This is a genomic window from Apilactobacillus sp. EABW-1NA (assembly GCF_030398685.1).
Classification (GTDB): Bacteria; Bacillota; Bacilli; order Lactobacillales; family Lactobacillaceae; genus Apilactobacillus; species Apilactobacillus waqarii.
The window spans coordinates 1-18,320 of record NZ_JAPDKO010000016.1; the positions used below are offsets into that span (position 1 = coordinate 1).

The following is an 18,320-nucleotide window of genomic DNA, read 5'->3' on the forward strand; positions in this document are numbered from 1 at the left end:
TAGCTCTTCTGAATAAATTGTTATTTTATAAGCGAATTGACTTCGCAATGTTTAATTCTTACAACCAAGTTGTAAGTTCCTTACACATCATCGATTATCAATCTTGTTCAGTTTTCAAAGATCTACCCTTTAATATCAACCGTTGTCTCAATTGACAACTATTTAATATTACCAAATTATCAACACAGTGTCAATAACTTTTTTTATTTATTTTGTTGATGAATGTTTTCACATCAACGTTTGTCGCTTATCGACAACAATAAATATTATGCCATCTTGTTAACGTAAAGTCAACAGTTTTTTTATTGATTTTTTAACGTTTTAACGAGGTTTTTGACCACCTCATCAACAGCAATATTTATATTATCAAAATATCGACACCGCGTCAACATTAATTTAAAAATAAAAAGGACGACTCTAAAAGTCGTCCTTTTGTTTTGAAACTATTTTAATTCAGGTGCATCTGTCTTGTATAAGTTCAAAGTATCTTTCTTCTTCAACTTATTCAATAGATCAGTCTTCTTCTTTTTATCCATTTCCTTAAGAAGCTTCATTCCATCAGCGTACTTGTAGTTGTATGACTTCTTATCTACCTTCTTGAAGCCCTTAGGGTTATAGAAACGTAGTAAGTCACCTAGCACTACCTTATCTGATAAAGATAGTTCTGTAGTAACGTGGTTTTGCATCTTCTTGATTTCAGCAGCTTGTTTCTTGTTTGGTGTAATTTGCTTACCAGTCTTAGTTAGGTATACACTTCCACCTACTACTGTGTATTCAGGAGATACGAAATCCCCATTTCTGAATGCAACAACTTGGTTTCTCTTCTTAGATAGCAAGTCGTTACCAAATTGGATAGTATTATCGTCCTTTACACCCAATAGATGTAATAGTGTTGGTAATACGTCAATTTCTCCACCGTAAGTGTGGTCAATTCCACCCTTTAGTCCATCCATGTGAATCATGAATGGAACCTTTTGGAATTGTGCTAAGTCGAAGCTGTTAATAGACTTCTTGTGTAGTAATTGAGCGATAGCTGGTCTATGGTTGTTTGAAATACCATAGTGGTCACCATATAGCACAATCATACTGTTCTTCATTAGACCTGTCTTAGTTAGGTAATTCATGAATTCACCAAAAGCTTGGTCTAAGTAGTGAGCAGTTTGTACGTATGGATCAACAGTATTGTCACCAGTCTTAGTTGCTGGGAATGATACGTTTTGCTTATCCAATTCATATGGATAGTGGTTAGTTAGTGTAATTAGTTTTGCATAGAATGGTTGTGGTAATTGTTGGATGTATTGTGCAGCATCTTTAAAGAAGATCTTATCCTTCAAACCGTAACCGACACTGTATGATGGTTTTTCAGTATAGTAGTTTGAATCAAAGAAGTATTGGTATCCCCATGACTTGTATGCATTATCTCTATTCCAGAAACTAGGCACATCCCCATGGAATGCAGCAGTACTGTAACCCTTTTGAGCTAAGATAGCTGGTGCAGCTTGGTATGTGTTTTGAGTACCATAAGTAACCATTGCTGATCCTTCTGGTAGACCGAATAGTGAGTTTTCTAGCATCATTTCAGCATCAGAGGTCTTACCTTGTGCTACTTGGTGGTAGAAGTTATCAAATGATAATGTGTTTTGGTTATGGTAGAACTTGTTTAGGTTTGGAGTTACTTCCTTACCATCAACTTTGTAATCAATTAAGAATTGTTGGAAACTTTCCAAATGAATGATAAAGACATTCTTACCCTTAGCCTTACCGTAGTATTCGATATTAGACTTACTACGGTTATGCTTTAGATATGTAAGGACACTATTTAAATCAGATGGTTTAGCTTCAGCTCTAGTTTGACTTTCCTTGTGGGTTTGATATGCATTAAATGCTGCATATTCATTTAAACCAAGGTACTTAACAATGTAGTTGTTATCAAAAGTTCTTGTTAATAGACCTGATCTGTCTGCATTAGATACACCAAATTCAGCAAACATCAATACTAAAGATAAGATGGTGATTGCAAAGGCGTTTCTCTTCTTAAATGGAGCATGGTCCACCTTAATTACTCTGAATAGTAGTAATAAGATCAATACAATAATATCGATAAATACGAAGAAATCTAATGGATGTAAGATTTCAGCTAAACTCTTACCAAGGTTGTTTTGAACAGTACCAGAACCCTTGATGATTCCAAATGATAGGAAGTCAGAGAATTCACGGTAGTATAAAACATTGGCAAAAATCCAAATTGATTCGATTAAATCAATAATAATCATTAGCCAGTAAGATAGCTTACCTCTAAAGTACAAAGCAATCCCAAAGATTAGTAATGCAGCTGGTAGTGGGTTAACAGCCAATAGGAATTGTTGAATGCCACCCTTTGCACCTAAGGTAAAATCAATACGGTATGAAATATATGTTTTCAACCAGAATAAGGCCACAATTAATACAAAAAAGCCAAATTTTGTATTAAAGAACTTTCTGGTGTTCTTAATATGACTAGACATTTCTATGCCTCCAAAATAAAAAATATAAAGTGTTAGTAAATTTACTTATCAATCTTATTGGGACGAATAAAGAATGCTACCGCCCCTAAAATCATTCCTAAGTAATAAGTTATCAAGCGCCAAGCAATTAACGCGAGAATTAACTTTGTGTTATTGGTGATAAAACTCTTGAACAAAGTTTCAAAACTGTACTCTGCTCCCCCAGCTCCTCCTGGAATTGGGAATAGTGAGATTATCATAAAGATTAATACGTGTAAGCTAACAATCATGATGATGTTAACTTGATCAAATCCTAATGCCAAGATGATGAAGTATGGAATTAGGTAGTAGAAAGCTAGTTGGAAGAAAGTAATAACAATAATCTTTAACATTAGCTTCCATTGTTTAGCGATTCTGATGCTTTCCATATGGAATGTATCGATTTTGTTGTCTAACATCTCTTTAAATGAAAGATACTTTTCATCCTTCATAAAGATTTTAAGTGGTTTTACCAAATTATCAACCAGTTTCTTAGTAAATGTATACCAATACATGATTAATAACAAGGCGACAATGACAAATAGGTGAACGAAGAAGCCAAACAATACCAGTAAAGCTAGATAGTGTAGCTTTTCTTCCACGTATTGAAAACCGACAATAAGACTCAAAATGAAATTAATTACTATCATGGTTTGAAAGACAACAAACTTCATCAAGAGCGTTGAACTGGCCTTACCAGCATCCACGCCCGTTTGAACCATTACATATAGTTGTCCTGGTTGTCCACCTGATGAGAATGGTGTGATTCCGTTGAATAGTTGTTCTACCAATGGAACTCTAATCGCATCCCACCAAGTAAAGTGATCAACTTGGGTATCCACGATTGTCTTAGTAACCACCGCCTCTAATCCTAAGTATAGCAACATGCATAGAAAGGCAACGGCAATCCACCACCAATTAATAGTAAAAAAATCTGCAATCAATACATCCATATTGATATCTCTGATGAAATACCAAAAAATCAGTATCCCGATTATAAACATCATAAAGAACGTTATTACATTTCTCTTCGACATTACTATCCCTCTTTTATCTGACCTTTATAGAATTTATGCCAAATTGAAGCTAGATGATCTTCTGAATAGTAATCAGATGCAGCTAGTGCTTTATCAGACAATTCTTTTAGTTCATCTCGATTATCAATTAAGCGATTTAAACTATCATTCATTTCTTCAAAAGTAGTAAATGGTTCATAGTAACCACTGATGATTTCTTTATATAAGTCTAAACTTCTAAGCATTACTGGAGTTCCACAAGAGAATGCTTCCAGTACTGACATTGGGAACAATTCGTTAAATGATGGTAGTAAGAATAAATCAGCAATATTGTAGTATTGAACTAATTTATCACGGTCCACAATTCCTGGGAATTTAAGGTTTGCGGGTGGATTATCTACCAAGAGTTTTAAGTTCTTGTATCCATCAGTAATTTTACCAAATGAAAAACCACCTGCCCAAATAAATTCGACATTTGGGTTTTCCTCAGCTAGTTTGGCAAAATCAAGAATTCCCTTTCTAGTTTGCACCTGACCAGTTCCCACTACGACGAACTTGTCTTTATCGATACCAAGTTCCTTTCTAGCAGCCATCTTTTCGTCTTCGGTGAAAGGATAGAATTCCTTCTTGCTTACGAAGTTTGGAATGTAAGTAATTTTGTCACGATTAATCCCGTATGCTTCCAACTTAGGTATAAAAGTTGGATTAACTACTACAATATGTTCCATTCGTTTGTAAAACGCAATTACATATTTATAAAAAATCCATTTGATTGGTTTGGGCAAACTCAAGCTTCCTTCCAATGTTTCTGGTAGGAAGTGCACATACCCAATTCTTCTTCCACGTTTCTTTTGAAATGTAGAGAAGTAATATCTTAGATTAATTGTATGGTAGTGAGTAATATCAGATTTCTTCGGATCATTGATTTCAATGTCAAACTCATCTGAAAAACGCTTTTCCATTAATTTAATTAACTCTAGATAGGCACTACCAACTCCTTGTCCCTTTACCTTGTCGGCAGTTGAAAACATATCTATTTTTATCATAAATCCTCCTAGTCGCTTATCCCATTATCATCGCTAAATTCTTTGTTGAAATCTAATTGGGCACTCTTATAAAAAGCCACAATTCGATTGGCAAAGTTTTCAGATGATATTTCATGTAACTTAGTTTGTCTAAGTTCTTCCTTTGATTGATCTGGTTTAGCTTTAGTTTGATTCAAGTATTCCAATACGCTTGAAACATAGCCATCTTTATTTGAGAAGGTCATCCCTAATGCCTTATCACTTAATAGGTCCTCAGTATATGGACTTGATGCAACCACTACCTTAACTCCGGCAGCCATTGCTTCAATATAAGTTAAACCTTGTGATTCAGAATTAGATGTCGATACAAACAAGTCGGCATCTCGGTAATATTTATATACCTCATCGTTATTAATTTCACCAACGAATTTAACGTTGGCATTTAGCTTCATGTCATCGACTTGTTTTCTCAAGTCTTCTCCGGCTGGTCCATCCCCAACAATCACTAATTGGGTTAATGGTTTGTCAGCCAAGATTGTTGGCATGCAATCAATTAATTCTTTGATGTTCTTTTCGTAAGCCAAACGACTCACTGATAATAACACAGGAGCGTCCTTATCTACCCCTAAATATTTACGTAAATCAAAATCAGATTGAGTCGCAAATTTATTGATATTAATTCCGGTTGGGATAATCCTAATCGGACTCTTTACCCCGTATCTAACTAACGTGTCTAATACTTTTTTACTTGGCGCCACTACCCCTGACATGTTGTGACAAAACGCTAAGGTTGCATCTTTAACATGTACCGGTCTTAATAGCTTACCCTTTGCTACGTAATGCAAGTAGTCTTCATACATGGTGTGATAAGTATGTACACATGGGATTCTTAAGAACTTCGCAACGAACTTACCGATGATTCCCATTGAGAACTCAGTCTGTGTATGAATAATGTCCAAGTTAAGTTTCTTAGCAATTTGATAAGCTTGGATCATTCCCCTTACCGCGATTCTGCGGTCAGTAAAAGAAATAAAGGGGATACTGGAAAATCTAAAAATATTCTTTTCGTATGTGGCCTTATCAACGTGAGGGTCAGTTGTAGTAAAGATATACACCTGATGACCATCTTTTTCCAATTGATCTTTTAATGTCTTAATGGATGTGGCAACCCCACTGACCTGTGGAAAATAAGTATCCGTAAAAATTCCAATATTCATAGTAGCACCTCCTTTTCTTTTATTATTAATTATTTGTAATTATATTGTTTTGCTGTTTGCATTGCAAACTCATGTGAATGCCATAATTCCCTATTTTAATAAAAAAAACGAGCCAGAACAATTCTATCGAAGTAGTTGTTTCCATATTCGTTCAATAATGACAATGAACTATTATGACAACCATACATAAAATATTTCTGACTCATTATTTTAATAAACGTACCATATATAACTTGTAATTAATCAGTTAATCCTTCATCTTTGAATGACTTTGCAATTGCTTCAATTGCGTCTTTTTCGTCAGGACCATCAGCAATAACAGTTACTTCAGCATTTTGACCAACACCTAATGACATAACACCCATGATTGACTTTAAGTCAACAGTGTTGCCAAGGTATTCTAATTTTAATTCTGATTTGAATTTAGTAGCAGTTTGAACTAAAAGTGTTGCAGGACGAGCATGGATTCCAGTTTCAGAAACAACTTTAAATTGACGTTTTTCCATTTTGAAAATCTCCTTTTATTCTTATACTAATTTTAGAATATCAATTAATGTGATAAAACTCAACATTTTTAACTATTGGTACCACTATCAGATAGGTAAGTATACGTAATTACACCGTTCTGATCGGCCTTCCCTATCACGCGCTTTCTGGTATCAAAGTTCATGTATGCAACTTGAAACTCAGTGAACTCGTCGGGTTTGACTACCAATTCTTTGATTTTGTTGTCTTTTAGGTCATTTAATAATTCAGTATAATTCTTATCTGCGATAATTATATTCCCTCTTTCAATATATATTATATACGATTGCTACTAATTAAAACATATCATAATTAAAAAATATGAAAAAAATAGACATTATTTTAATCTAATCAAATTGCTTGCACTAAATTTACGATGAGTTATAATATTTTTACAAATGGTCAGTAAAGGTCAAAACAATCTTTAACCATTTAGTTGTTTTCAGAAAGGAGCAGTCGTATGAAATGTGAAAACTGCCATATAAATGAGGCAACCATTCATTTACTCGTCAATTTCAATGGCGAAAAAAGACATATTGATATTTGTCAGGACTGTTACCAAAAATTGAGTCAACAATCCGAACAATATCGTAACAATGGAGGTGTTGATATGATGAATGATCCATTTGGTTTCAGTAGCTTAGATGACCTATTTAACGCGATGAATCAAAACAATCAAAATTCTATCCGCCGTCCTGAGAACAATCAGCAAAAAAATAACAATAACAACAATTCCAACTCTGTGTTAGCAAAGTATGGATATGATTTAACCGACTTAGCAAGAAAGAACAAGATTGATCCTGTTATCGGTCGTGATAAGGAAATCGATCGTGTGATTGAAATCCTAAACAGAAGAACCAAGAACAACCCTGTTCTAATTGGTGAAGCCGGTGTTGGTAAGACTGCTGTCGTCGAAGGACTAGCGCTAAAGATTGCCCATCACGAAGTTCCAGATAAATTAAAGAACAAACGTGTCATCAGATTAGATGTTGTATCCATTGTTCAAGGAACATCCATGCGTGGTCAATTCGAACAAAGAATGCAAGAACTAATCAAGGAAGTTCAATCCAACAAGAACATCATTTTATTCATTGATGAAATTCATGAAATTATGGGTGCCGGTAATGCCGACGGTGCCATGGATGCAGGAAACGTTTTAAAGCCTGCTTTAGCTCGTGGTAGTTTCCAACTAATTGGTGCTACTACATTAAACGAATACCGTGGGATTGAAAAAGATTCAGCACTTGCTCGTCGTTTCCAAACCGTCCAAGTTGATGAACCTTCATTAAAACAAGCTCTTCATATCTTAAACGGTATCAAGGGTCGCTACGAAAAGTATCACCACGTCAAATACAGTGATGATGCCATCAAGGCTGCGGTTTACCTATCAAACCGTTACATCCAAGATCGTTTCTTGCCAGATAAGGCTATCGACTTAATCGATGAAGCCGGTTCTAAACTTAATATCAAATCAGACGTTAAGTCGCCTGATGATTTAAAGGAAGAACTAAGCAAGTGTGAAAGCGAAAAGAAGGATGCCCTACAAAAGGAAGACTATGAAAAGGCCGCTTTCTATCGTGATAAGATTGAAGAACTTAACTACAAGTTAAAGGACTTCGACGAATCCGATAATACCTACCCTACTGTATCTGCGAAGGATATTGAAGGAATTATCGAATCGATCACCAAGATTCCTGTTGGTCAATTGCAAGAACAAGAACAGGATAATCTAAAGGACTTAGACAAAAAACTTGCTGGTAGCGTCATTGGACAAAACCAAGCAATTGAAAAAGTTGCTCGTGCTATCAAACGTAATCGAATTGGTTTCAACGGAACCGGTCGTCCAATCGGATCATTCCTATTTGTCGGAACTACCGGAATTGGTAAGACTGAACTTGCAAAGCAATTAGCTAAGCAACTATTCGGTTCCAAGGAAGCAATGATTAGATTCGACATGTCCGAATACCGTGAACCACATTCAATTTCTAAACTAATTGGTTCACCTCCTGGCTACGTTGGTTATGATGAAGCCGGTCAATTAACCGAAAAGGTAAGAAGAAATCCATACAGCCTAATTCTTTTTGATGAAATTGAAAAGGCTCACCCTGACGTTTTACACGCCTTTCTACAAATCCTAGATGATGGTCGTTTGACCGATTCTAAGGGAAGAACCGTATCATTCAAGGATACTGTCATCATCATGACAAGTAACGCCGGTACCGGTGCCTCCACCGCTAGTGTTGGTTTTGGTGCTGAAGCTAATAACAAGACTCATTCAGTATTGAATAAGTTGGGTGATTACTTCAAACCAGAATTCCTAAACAGATTCGATGACATCGTCGAATTTAACCAACTAAGCAAGGATGACTTGAAGAAGATTGTCAGCTTGATGCTAGACAACGTTAACAAGATGCTTAAAAACCGTGGTATCACCATCGATGTTTCTGATGCTGCCAAGGATAAACTAGTCGAAAAAGGCTACAACCCAGAAATGGGTGCACGTCCACTTCGCCGTGTAATCCAAGAAGAAGTTGAAGATAAGGTCGCGGACTATTATCTAAACAACCCAAGTAGCAAGCACCTAAGCGTTGAGGTCAACGATGAAAACAAAGTATTCGTTAACGCAAAATAATTGAACAGATATAAAAACAGCTAAGACTTATTCTTAGCTGTTTTTTTAACTTTTTTTGTACTATCATATGTTAATATGGTTATTAGAGAGGAGGAAAAGGTATGTTTCATTTTATTCATGACATCATTCGTTTGTTTAAACCCAAACGTCAACCAGATGAACCACAAGCAAATGACTTCACAGATTTTACAACGCAAACCGTTGATGAACCTGTAGAAGCACCCACCGATAATATTGAAGAAACCCCTTCCCCTTCTCCTTCTCCTAAACCAAGGGCAAAAATGACTATCTACTATGTAGATGAAGACGGTCACTATCTTCATGAGTTCAACGTAATTCACGGATTTGTTGGTGATCCAGTCAGTTTCATCATCCCCGATTTTGATCACTACGTTTTATTCAAAATAATGGGTGTTTCCACCTACATGCAAAAAGAAGATAACGAAGTCACCCTTCAATATAATCGATTGAATGGAAAACCAGTTAATATTTTCTTCATTAACTATGATACATATTCAATGATTCGTCTTCCTCAAATGGCTATCGGTAAATATAACAACGAATTTCAAATTAACATCCCAGAACTATCTGGTTTTAAACTAATCAACTATTCAGGTGATTCAAACGGTATCTTTGATGACTACATGAAGCATTTAATAATCTACTACCGTCGAAACGATTGGCACAGCGTCCAAAAGGACACGTTCTACATTCGTTTAAGAGAATACACCAGAGTTTACAACGATACTAACGGTGATGTGCTTCACGTCTTATTACCAAAGAAAAGTATTTGGAAAGTATTCTATCAAGTCACCACTGACGACGCTCTGTGGTTAAACATCGGGCCAAACCAATGGATAGTCGATAGAAACTTTTTTAGAATGCAATATCCATTCGCTAAAGAACTAACTAATACAGATTCATGGAATATTAAACAAGTGCACTACCCTGCTACAATTGAAAATGATAACCATCAGAGTGTGGCCGTGTACAACTTCCCTTACGGTAGCTGTATTGGATTCCTCCACAATGGTAACTCGTTCATCGTCACTCAAGAAATTGTTGATCAAAACAATGTCCAATGGGTCGAAATTAATAACCTGCACTACATCGTTTCCGATGACGTAAAAAAAGAGCTTAGATAATATCTAAGCTCTTTTTGTTTTATAGTTTTGATGTAAGTTCTACATCTGGATACTTTTCCTTGAACCAACGTTCAGCAAATGAGTTTTCGAATAAGAACAATGGATCGCCATGACCATCTTTTACCAAGATGTTTCTAGATGAAGACATCTTTTCGTCTAATTGGTCTGGGTTAATCCAACGAGCAGTCTTGCTACCCATTGGTTCCATTACAACTTCAGAGTTGTATTCATTTTGCATTCTGAATTGGAAAACTTCAAATTGAAGTTGACCAACGGCACCTAGAATGTAGTCACCGGTAGTGTAAGATGTGTAAAGTTGAACCGCACCTTCTTGAACTAGTTGTTGGATTCCCTTGTGGAATGATTTTTGTTTCATAACATTCTTAGCAGAAACCTTCATGAATAGTTCAGGTGTAAATTGAGGTAGCTTGGTGAACTTAACATCACGTTTGTCAGAGTAAATGGTATCACCGATTTGGAAGTTACCAGTATCGTATAAACCAATGATGTCACCAGCTACGGCGTTTTCAACGTTTTCACGAGTGTTAGCCATGAACTCAGTCACGTTAGATAGACGCAGTTTCTTTTGGTTTCTTTCCAAAGTAACGTCCATCCCACGTTCAAACATTCCAGAACATACACGCACGAATGCAATACGGTCTCTATGTTTAGGGTTCATGTTAGCTTGAATCTTAAAGATGAAACCAGTGAATTGTTCATCTTCAGGTTTTACTTCAACGTCGTTTTCAGTTTCGTGTTCACCTGGTTTTGGTGCAAAGTTTAGATAAGCATCTAAGAAAGTCTTTACCCCAAAGTTAACCAAGGCTGAACCGAAGAATACGGGAGTTTGTTCACCATTCTTAATCTTTTCTTCGTCGAATGGATTACCCGCTTCAGTGATTAAATCCATGCTTTCTTTAGCATCTTGGTAAACACTGTCGTCAGCTAACTTGTTGTCTTCTAACAAGTTACCGTCTTCATCCAATGGTAAGTATGGATTGTTTTCATCTTCTGGACGGTATAGTTCGACACGTTTGTTGTATCGATCGTATAGTCCTCTTAGAATTTTTCCTGAACCGATTGGCCAGTTCATTGGGTATCCTTCGATTCCCAAGACATCTTCTAGTTGACTGATTAATTCCATTGGGTCTCGACTATCACGGTCAAGTTTGTTCATGAAAGTAAAGATTGGAATTCCACGCATCTTACAAATTTGGAATAATTTTTTAGTTTGTGGTTCAATCCCCTTGGCAGCATCAATAACCATGACTGCAGAGTCAACGGCCATCAAAGTACGGTAAGTATCTTCTGAGAAATCTTGGTGCCCAGGGGTATCCAAGATGTTGATACGCTTACCAGCGTAATCAAATTGCATCACTGAACTAGTAACGGAAATTCCACGTTTCTTTTCAATTTCCATCCAGTCAGACTTTGCAAAGTTACCTGACTTCTTAGCCTTAACAGTACCGGCTTCACGCACAATTCCACCAAACAATAGTAATTGTTCAGTAATTGTAGTCTTACCAGCATCCGGGTGAGAGATGATGGCAAAAGTACGACGTTTATCAACGCTTTGCTCTATTTTTTTATTACCCATTATTCGAATCCTTCCGTTTTATAATATATAAATACAATTGTAACATATTAAAACAATCTTCCATATGTGAATTAAAAAACATCCCCGATTAAATCGAGGATGTCTTTTTTATTTCTTCCAATCGTCTTCGTCAGTAAGACCTAAGTCTTTCTTGATCTTAGAAGTTGAAATACCTTCAGTTCTTGGTAGGTAAACGACTTTACAGTAGTCCTTTAGGAAGTCGAACTTGCCTTCCCAGTCATCTCCCATAACGAAGATGTCGATGTTGTTATCAACAACGTCTTTAATCTTTTGGTCCCAGTTGTTTTCTGGAATCACGTGATCAACGTAACGAATAGCTTCTAAAACATACTTTCTGTCTTCGTATGAAGTGTAAGCCTTCTTACCCTTTTCAGCGTTAAATTCGTCGGTAGAAACACAAACTGTTAAGTCGTCACCTAATTCCTTGGCACGTTTTAATAAACGAACATGACCCTTGTGTAGTAGGTCAAATGTTCCATAAGTAATTACTTTTGTCATATTATCTCCTGCTTTGTCTCTCTTTGTTTTTGCTAACTCACTTGTGTGATTGTTCAATCATCCAAATACTGTAGATGTATTGCACGACCACTTTCACAACGGCATATAGTGGAATTGCTAGAATCATTCCCATTAAACCAGCAATATTTCCGGCAGCCATTAAGATAATTATAATGGTTAGTGGATGAATATTCAAAGACTTTCCGATTACATTTGGATAAACCAAGTTACCATCTAGTTGTTGAACAATGATTACCACGATTACCACCCATACTAATTCGCTGACACTGGTAGAAAGCGCAACGAATACTGATGGCATGATTCCGATGTATGGACCAACGTATGGAATGATATTACAGATTCCGGCAAACACCCCTAATAGTAGTGCATACTTTTGGCCGATTAGAACGTATCCGATGGATGTGAATACACCAACGAATAAACATTCGATCATTTGACCACCAATGTAGTGAGAAATGGTGTCACTCATCTTGCCTAATAGCTTGATGGTTCTACGACGACTTCTTGGTGGTAACATCTTAGCGATGTTTGGAATCATCTTGTGACCATCCTTTAGCATGTAGAACAATACCACTGGAACGGTAATCATCACAATCACGGCTGAAGCAGCGGTTGAAATGATTGATCCGACACTAGAAGTAATTCCACCTAAACTGTGTTGGAAGTAGTTGTAAACGTAACTTTGTAGTGAGGAAATGTATTCAGATGAATAGAATTTCTTAAAGATACCTTTTTGACTGTGCACTTCCACATAATGGTTAATGTCGTCTGCAATCTTTGGTAGGTTAGTAACCAAGTTGGTTACCTGCGTTACCAAACGTGGTAAAAATGATGAAAATAGATATACGATTATTCCAATTAGAAATATGTATACAATCAAAATTGCCCAGTTACGGGAAATTCTTTTGGTTTTACTAATTTTAATTTTCATTATTAGATTAACCACTGGGTTTAACATGTAGAACAATACCCCGGCGATTAGGATTGGCATGAATACTGCTGAGATAAACATCCCAATTGGGCTGAAAATAAACTCAAGTTTTGTACATATCCAGATAATGCTTACGACCAGTAGCAATTCCACTGTCCATAGGATTATCGAGGAATTTTTAATTTTATTAAACATATTCGAAACCTCCAATAACCATTATACCATTTTATTCATCCATATTTTTATCATCTATGAATGAATTGATATCATCCATATCAAACCCCTTGCGGTAAAGTGCTTGCTTGGTCTTCATGACTCTTTGCATCCCATCGTACTTACGATTACGATGCCAAATTTTGTCACCCTGTTGTCTCAATAAATCCATTTGGTCTTCTTCATCGACTTGAAAGTCCATATCCTCCATGACGCTTAAAACTACGTCGGTTGGGTAACCCTTCTTCATCAATGCTAGTTTGGTCTTATCCAAACGGTTCTTGTACGCGTCGCGCTTGTGTTTCTTAAAGATTTTATCGGCTTGAATTTGGCAGTTTTCAATCATTTCTTCGTGTGAATAGAAGTTATTCAAGGCGTTTTCAATCAAGTTTTCGTTGATTTGTTTTTCCTTTAGCTTATAAAAGACGTTCGATGGTCCCTTATCCTGCTTCTTTACTTCTGTTCGCACGTAACTGTCGGCATAGCTTTGATCATTAACTAGTTTTAATTCAACCAGCTTTTGCATGACTGCAGCGATGTGTTGTTCGTTTTCACTATAGGTTTGAAGCTTCTTTACGACTTCATTTTCAGTTCTTAATTGGTGGGATAAGAAGTTAATCGCCTTACTGTAAAGTTTGGAAATGTCATCAGCATTGACTAGTTCTTCTTTTAGCTCATCGTCGATTTCCATTCCCTTAAAGATACGATATTTAATCATTACGTTTTCACTGATTGGAAACGCGTATACCCCATCTACGTATACATTAAAACGCCCTTTTCTCTTTTGGGCTTCAATCATGGTAATTTTAGATGCCATTACTCTCACTCCTTTATTTAACATCCCATTTTACATTTGGTATAATTAGTTATCAGATTGCGAAAGGACGTATATTACTTTGAAAGCACATGTAGTTTTTGCAACCATCACAGGTAACAACGAAGACGTCGCTGATATCGTTACTGAAGGTCTAGAAGATTTAGGCGCTGAAGTTACCCAAACCGAAATTTCACAAACAGATGCACAAGATTTTGAAGATGCAGATATCTGTGTCGTTTGTGCATACACCTACAACGAAGGTCACCTTCCAGAAGAAGGACTAGACTTCTTTGACGACTTAGGTGACTTAGATCTTTCAAACAAGGTCTTTGGTGTTGCCGGTTCGGGTGATATCTTCTACGAAGAATTCTTCAATACTTCAGTTGATGACTTCATCAACCAATTCAAGAAGACTAACGCCACTCAAGGTTTTGAAGGTGTTAAAATCAACTTGGAACCAGATGAAGACGACATTGAAAAACTTGACGAATTTGCCTCAAGTTTAGTTGATACTTACAAAAAAATAAATGGTTAAAAAGAAAATCGTTGATGTTTATCAACGATTTTTTTGTTTTGCAATCTTATCTCTTCTTGTTTGGAATAAATGATTTGATGCTAGGCTTTCTGCCCTTAATTTCGACGTTCTTAACGTCTTGCACGGATGCATTAATGACTGCCCCTAAAATCAATATCATCCCAATGATGTATAACCAAAGCATTAAAATAACAAAGGTTCCTAATGCTTTATAAGCATCGACACTACGTGCGAAATAGTGAAGATAAATGGAGAATCCTTTGGATAGAACAATCATACCGATTGTCACGATTAATGATCCCATCCAAACATAACGCCACTTGGTGTTAACGTTTGGCACGAAGTAATACATCAATAATACCAATAGGAATACCCCAATGACGGTCAATGGATATCTCAACAGGATAAATAGTCCCACATTCATCTTGGATAGTCCCATTAGATAAGCTGAGTAGCTAATGATGACCTTTCCAAAACCAAAGAATAATAGGAAAATCCCTAACGAAATTACCAACAATAGCATCCAAATAAACGAAACGATTCGATTCATTAGATTACTTTCGTTTTTAATTCCATACGACGAATTAACCGCACGTTGAAACGCTGCTAAGGCCCGACTAGCTGACCAGATGGCAACGATTAAACCAATCGATAACTTATCGGCATTAGCGCCCTTCAAAGCGGAGATAACGATTGGACTAACGGTCTTGAAAACCGTTGATGGTAGCAATGGTTCTAGATAGTCTAGAATTTCGTATTGGTTAACGTGCAACAATTCTAGTAGGTTTCCAACAATGATTGTTGCTGGAAATAGTGATAGCAAAGAATAAAAGGCAATCACGACCGCTGAATCAGACACATTTGATTCTTTATAGTGCTTCTTTACGACTAAAAAGAAGTGCTTCCATTTTCTAGCGGTGTCTTTATTAAGCTTCATTATGATCACCACTTAATTTATTAGTAGCAAACACTTCTTTAATCGCATCTAGGATTTGCTTAGAAGCAGTTCCATCCCCGTAAGGATTCTTGGCAGTGGCCATCTTCTTGTATTCTTCGGTGTCGTCTAGTAATTGGTCAATGCTTGCACTAATCTTTTTTGGATTAGTTCCCACAAGTTTTAGTGTTCCTGCATCGACTCCTTCTGGACGTTCGGTAGTTTCTCTTAGTACCAATACTGGTTTACCTAATGAAGGAGCTTCTTCTTGGACCCCACCAGAGTCAGTCATGATGAAATGACTGCGGGCTGCCATGTTATGGAAATCGACAACATCCAATGGTTCGATTAGGTGCACTCTGTTCACCCCATCAAACACGCTGTGAGCAACAGATTGAACTGCTGGGCTCAAGTGAACTGGATATACGACTTCGATATCCTTTCTGTTCAATACTTCGTCTTTGATTGTTTCAAAGGTACGACGCATTGGTTCACCTTGGTTTTCACGACGGTGCATGGTTAATAGAATAATCTTGTGAGTCTTGTCGATATCATCTAACACGCTGTGGTGATAATTTCTATCAACGGTTTGTTTTAACGCATCAATTGCGGTATTCCCTGTAATATAGATACGGTCTTCTTTTAGGTTTTGTTTTAATAGATTGTCTTTACTTAATTCAGTTGGTGCAAAGTAAACATCTGAAAGAATGTCGGTCATTTGACGGTTCATTTCTTCAGGATATGGTGAGTACTTGTCCCAAGTTCTAAGTCCCGCTTCAACGTGACCTAGTGGAATTTGGTGGTAAAATGCGCTGACTGCAGCGGCAAATGTGGTTGTGGTATCACCATGGACCAAGATGATGTCAGGTTTTGCTTCGTTAATAATACTGTCTAGTTTGTTAATGACAGTGGTTGTAATTGAACTTAATGTTTGTTGTGCTTTCATTACGTGTAAATTGTAATCAGCTTCAATATGGAAAATATCCATAACTTGATCTAGCATTTCTTTATGTTGGCCAGTCAAAACTGTGATGGGTTGAAACTCATCTAAATTATTTTTCATTTCTAGAATGATTGGAGCCATCTTAATAGCTTCTGGACGAGTTCCAAAGATGGTCATCACTTTAATCGGTTTTTTCAAGATTATGCCTCCACAAAAAAGTATATTTATTTAATTATAACAAAATAATGACGCGGTTGCCGACCATAAATACATCTTAATAAAAATTTAGTGCTATCTATGAAAACCTTTTTGAAGTATTATGATAAAATATAAATAATTATGGATTAATGAAGGAGGTTACAATTATGGAAACTATTGGTTTAATTGTACCCTGTTATAATGAAGAACCTTCCATTAAAATCTTTTATGATGAAGTCGAACGTGTCTTCAGCGAAATGCACGCTAACCACGTTGACTACAATCACGAATACTGGTTTATTAATGATGGTTCTTCTGACAACACTTTAGAAGAAATTAAGAAGTTACGTGAAAACGATGAAAACGTTCATTACGTATCATTCTCACGTAACTTTGGTAAGGAATCTGCAATGTCAGCTGGATTAGAAAACGTTGGCGGTGACTATGTTGCTGTTATGGACGTGGACTTACAAGATCCACCTGCATTACTTCCTCAAATGATTAAGTACATAAAAGAAGACGATTACGACGTCGTTGGCTGTGTGCAAAAGAGTAGAAAACAAAACTTTGTGAGAGCTTTCCTATCTTCAAGTTTTTACAAGGTTATCAACAAAATGTCTGACGTTGAAATCAAACAAAACGTTAGAGATTACCGTCTAATGACTCGTCAATACGTTGACAATGTTTTGAAATTAACTGAATACAACCGTTTCACTAAAGGTATCTTTAGTTGGGTCGGTTTTAAAACTAAATACATCGAATACGATGGTGTTGAAAGAGCTGCCGGTGAATCACACTGGTCACTATACCAACTACTTGAATATTCATTGGAAGGAATTGTCGACTTCTCAGATGTCCCACTTAAAGTGGCAACCTGGGTCGGTGGTGTTTCATTCTTCCTATCATTGATTGGACTAATCTTTGTTATTTTAAGAGCTATTTTATTCGGCGGATCCGTATCTGGATGGCCATCACTAGTATCAATCATTCTATTAATCAACGGTGTTCAACTATTCTGTCTAGGAATCGTTGGTAACTACATTGGAAAGATTTACTTAGAAACAAAGCATCGTCCTAAATATATTGTGAAAGAGAAGAAATAATGAAAAATTTGTGGAATAAATACAAGCAAGTAATTGCTTACTTGTTTTGGGGTGTATTAACCACTGTTATCGACATTGCTGTTGCATTAGTGCTTTATCACCTACTACCAAACATGGACGTATTCTGGAACACACTAATCGCTTGGGTAGCCAGTGTATTATTTGCTTACTTTACTAATCGTAAATGGGTGTTCGAATCTAAGGCGAACACTGTTAAAGAATACATTACAGAAATGATTTCTTTCTTCCTTGGCCGTGTGGCTTCATTAATTTTAGAAGAAATCATCCTAATGATTGGTGTTTCAATTATTAGCGAAAATAACTTTGATCTACTAAAAATCTTCGCTCAATTAGTTGTAATTATTTTCAACTACTTCTGGTCAAAATTAGTGGTCTTTGTTAATCATAAAGAAAAATAAAAAAAGCG

Annotated in this window: 17 protein-coding genes; 5 read left to right on the plus strand and 12 right to left on the minus strand. The window is 36.4% G+C overall.

Features of this window, described 5'->3' with window-relative positions:
- Positions 1 to 443: 443 nt before the first annotated feature.
- The 6 genes from OEZ61_RS05435 to OEZ61_RS05460 all read right to left on the minus strand — a co-directional run bounded on the left by OEZ61_RS05435 (position 444) and on the right by OEZ61_RS05460 (position 6,585).
- On the minus strand, positions 444 to 2,504 hold the full coding sequence (locus OEZ61_RS05435) for an LTA synthase family protein (RefSeq protein WP_290047121.1): 2,061 nt from the start codon (positions 2,502 to 2,504) through the stop codon (positions 444 to 446).
- Between the two features lie 41 nt (positions 2,505 to 2,545).
- On the minus strand, positions 2,546 to 3,559 hold the full coding sequence (locus OEZ61_RS05440) for a lysylphosphatidylglycerol synthase transmembrane domain-containing protein (protein WP_290047122.1): 1,014 nt from the start codon (positions 3,557 to 3,559) through the stop codon (positions 2,546 to 2,548).
- Positions 3,560 to 3,561: 2 nt separating this feature from the next.
- Positions 3,562 to 4,584, minus strand: coding sequence for a glycosyltransferase family 4 protein (locus OEZ61_RS05445; RefSeq protein WP_290047123.1), 1,023 nt, complete (start codon positions 4,582 to 4,584; stop codon positions 3,562 to 3,564).
- Between the two features lie 8 nt (positions 4,585 to 4,592).
- Entirely contained in the window at positions 4,593 to 5,780 is a 1,188-nt protein-coding gene (locus tag OEZ61_RS05450; protein WP_290047124.1) for a glycosyltransferase family 4 protein, read from the minus strand.
- A gap of 239 nt (positions 5,781 to 6,019) precedes the next feature.
- A complete protein-coding gene (locus tag OEZ61_RS05455) occupies positions 6,020 to 6,286 on the minus strand; it encodes a phosphocarrier protein HPr (protein ID WP_034531608.1) in 267 nt (88 codons plus the stop codon).
- A gap of 68 nt (positions 6,287 to 6,354) precedes the next feature.
- A complete protein-coding gene (locus OEZ61_RS05460; protein WP_326866593.1) occupies positions 6,355 to 6,585 on the minus strand; it encodes an ATP-dependent metallopeptidase FtsH/Yme1/Tma family protein in 231 nt (76 codons plus the stop codon).
- Positions 6,586 to 6,765: 180 nt separating this feature from the next.
- Between OEZ61_RS05460 and OEZ61_RS05465 the strand changes: the two genes are divergently transcribed.
- Both OEZ61_RS05465 and OEZ61_RS05470 read left to right on the plus strand, forming a co-directional pair.
- Complete coding sequence (locus tag OEZ61_RS05465; RefSeq protein ID WP_034534831.1) at positions 6,766 to 8,937, plus strand: ATP-dependent Clp protease ATP-binding subunit; 2,172 nt, start codon at positions 6,766 to 6,768, stop codon at positions 8,935 to 8,937.
- A 101-nt stretch (positions 8,938 to 9,038) separates the two neighbouring features.
- Positions 9,039 to 10,082 carry a MucBP domain-containing protein gene (locus OEZ61_RS05470; protein ID WP_034534833.1) on the plus strand — a complete coding sequence of 348 codons (1,044 nt, stop codon included), beginning with the start codon at positions 9,039 to 9,041 and terminating at the stop codon, positions 10,080 to 10,082.
- Positions 10,083 to 10,101: 19 nt separating this feature from the next.
- Here OEZ61_RS05470 and OEZ61_RS05475 read toward each other — a convergent pair whose 3' ends face one another.
- The 4 genes from OEZ61_RS05475 to recX all read right to left on the minus strand — a co-directional run bounded on the left by OEZ61_RS05475 (position 10,102) and on the right by recX (position 14,180).
- Positions 10,102 to 11,679 carry a peptide chain release factor 3 gene (locus OEZ61_RS05475; protein ID WP_034531604.1) on the minus strand — a complete coding sequence of 526 codons (1,578 nt, stop codon included), beginning with the start codon at positions 11,677 to 11,679 and terminating at the stop codon, positions 10,102 to 10,104.
- Positions 11,680 to 11,787: 108 nt separating this feature from the next.
- Positions 11,788 to 12,198 carry a glycerol-3-phosphate cytidylyltransferase gene (gene tagD / locus OEZ61_RS05480; RefSeq protein ID WP_034531602.1) on the minus strand — a complete coding sequence of 137 codons (411 nt, stop codon included), beginning with the start codon at positions 12,196 to 12,198 and terminating at the stop codon, positions 11,788 to 11,790.
- 37 nt (positions 12,199 to 12,235) lie between these two features.
- Positions 12,236 to 13,345, minus strand: coding sequence for an AI-2E family transporter (locus OEZ61_RS05485; protein WP_034534835.1), 1,110 nt, complete (start codon positions 13,343 to 13,345; stop codon positions 12,236 to 12,238).
- A 31-nt stretch (positions 13,346 to 13,376) separates the two neighbouring features.
- Positions 13,377 to 14,180, minus strand: coding sequence for a recombination regulator RecX (gene recX / locus OEZ61_RS05490; RefSeq protein WP_034534838.1), 804 nt, complete (start codon positions 14,178 to 14,180; stop codon positions 13,377 to 13,379).
- A gap of 79 nt (positions 14,181 to 14,259) precedes the next feature.
- Here recX and OEZ61_RS05495 point away from each other — a divergent pair, with 79 nt between their 5' ends.
- Entirely contained in the window at positions 14,260 to 14,715 is a 456-nt protein-coding gene (locus OEZ61_RS05495) for a flavodoxin (RefSeq protein ID WP_176589797.1), read from the plus strand.
- Between the two features lie 46 nt (positions 14,716 to 14,761).
- On the opposite strand, the gene OEZ61_RS05500 is transcribed toward OEZ61_RS05495, so the two are convergent.
- Positions 14,762 to 15,652: a YihY/virulence factor BrkB family protein gene (locus OEZ61_RS05500; RefSeq protein ID WP_034534840.1), complete on the minus strand. Its 891-nt coding sequence runs from the start codon at positions 15,650 to 15,652 to the stop codon at positions 14,762 to 14,764.
- The gene (gene wecB / locus OEZ61_RS05505; protein ID WP_034534863.1) at positions 15,642 to 16,769 is read right to left on the minus strand and encodes a UDP-N-acetylglucosamine 2-epimerase (non-hydrolyzing); all 1,128 of its coding nucleotides are present in this window, start codon (positions 16,767 to 16,769) and stop codon (positions 15,642 to 15,644) included. The genes OEZ61_RS05500 and wecB overlap by 11 nt, the downstream gene beginning before the upstream one ends.
- 188 nt (positions 16,770 to 16,957) lie before the next feature.
- On the opposite strand from wecB, the gene OEZ61_RS05510 reads away from it, so the two are divergent.
- Together OEZ61_RS05510 and OEZ61_RS05515 are read left to right on the plus strand one after the other, a co-directional pair.
- Positions 16,958 to 17,893 carry a glycosyltransferase family 2 protein gene (locus OEZ61_RS05510; RefSeq protein ID WP_034531593.1) on the plus strand — a complete coding sequence of 312 codons (936 nt, stop codon included), beginning with the start codon at positions 16,958 to 16,960 and terminating at the stop codon, positions 17,891 to 17,893.
- Positions 17,893 to 18,312 carry a GtrA family protein gene (locus OEZ61_RS05515; protein ID WP_051592250.1) on the plus strand — a complete coding sequence of 140 codons (420 nt, stop codon included), beginning with the start codon at positions 17,893 to 17,895 and terminating at the stop codon, positions 18,310 to 18,312. Before OEZ61_RS05510 ends, OEZ61_RS05515 begins: the two co-directional genes overlap by 1 nt.
- Positions 18,313 to 18,320: the final 8 nt, after the last annotated feature.